Source organism: Methylophaga sp. UBA5088, assembly GCF_002414625.1.
Taxonomy (GTDB): domain Bacteria; phylum Pseudomonadota; class Gammaproteobacteria; order Nitrosococcales; family Methylophagaceae; genus Methylophaga; species Methylophaga marina.
In genome coordinates, this window is sequence record NZ_DIAC01000048.1 from 51,383 (window position 1) to 52,269 (window position 887).

Consider the following 887-nt stretch of genomic DNA (forward strand, 5'->3'; position numbering starts at 1 on the left):
CATTTTTTCAATTTGGTGAATGGTTACCAGTATTGCAAATGGCTATTGTGTTTGCTGTTGCACAGGCGATAGAGGGCATGGTGCTGACCCCACGATTTGTTGGTGAACGTATCGGTTTGCATCCTGTGGCTGTGATCTTTGCTGTGTTGGCCGGTGGTCAGTTGTTTGGTTTTACCGGTGTCTTACTCGCTTTACCCGCAGCAGCTGTGGCGATGGTGTTATTACGCTATGCACATCAACGCTATATTGATAGCCATTTATATTCCTAAGTCTTAGTCGAGTTTATGTCATTAGCTGAAACACAATTAACGCTACGCTTGTCTCCACAGGAGATTTACAGGCTAGATAACTTCTTGTTTGCCAAACAAGAAACCAAACATGCCTTGCAGACGTTTTGTCAGCTAGAAGAGCTGGATTTCTTATACCTGGCCGGTGAAAGTGGTACGGGAAAAACGCATCTTTTGATTGCTTGTGCTGAGTCCGTTCAGCAAATGGGAAAAAGGGTGATATATCTGTCCCTATCTGAGCTGGTAAAGACGGCAGAGCCTGCTGCCTTGCAGGCTATTGAGCAGGCTGATCTACTCTGCTTGGATGATGTTGATGCTATCGCTGGTTTGCCTGAGTGGGAAGAGGCGGTTTTCCATTGTTTTAATCGATTACATGATGCGAAAGGGCATTTGTTAGTGTCTGCACAACAGACGCCAGCGAATAGTTCAATTCACTTACCGGATTTGCGTTCGAGATTAGCGACAGGGCTTGTGTATCAACTGGTAATGATGACAGATGAACAAAAACAGCAGGCGCTTATTTTACAGGCACAATCTCGTGGGTTAATGCTGACAACGGATGTTGCCCAATATTTACTGCGTCATTATGGGCGTGATATG

At 45.2% G+C, this 887-nt stretch carries 2 protein-coding genes; both read left to right on the forward strand.

Translation table 11 applies throughout. The features are described 5' to 3' along the window. Positions 1-269, forward strand: a 269-nt coding sequence (locus tag B4K20_RS06500; protein ID WP_289282308.1) for an AI-2E family transporter, incomplete at its 5' end; no start/stop codon positions are given. Between the two features lie 15 nt (positions 270-284). Further along, a partial coding sequence (hda, locus tag B4K20_RS06505) for a DnaA regulatory inactivator Hda (protein WP_289282309.1) occupies positions 285-887 on the forward strand: 603 nt, incomplete at its 3' end.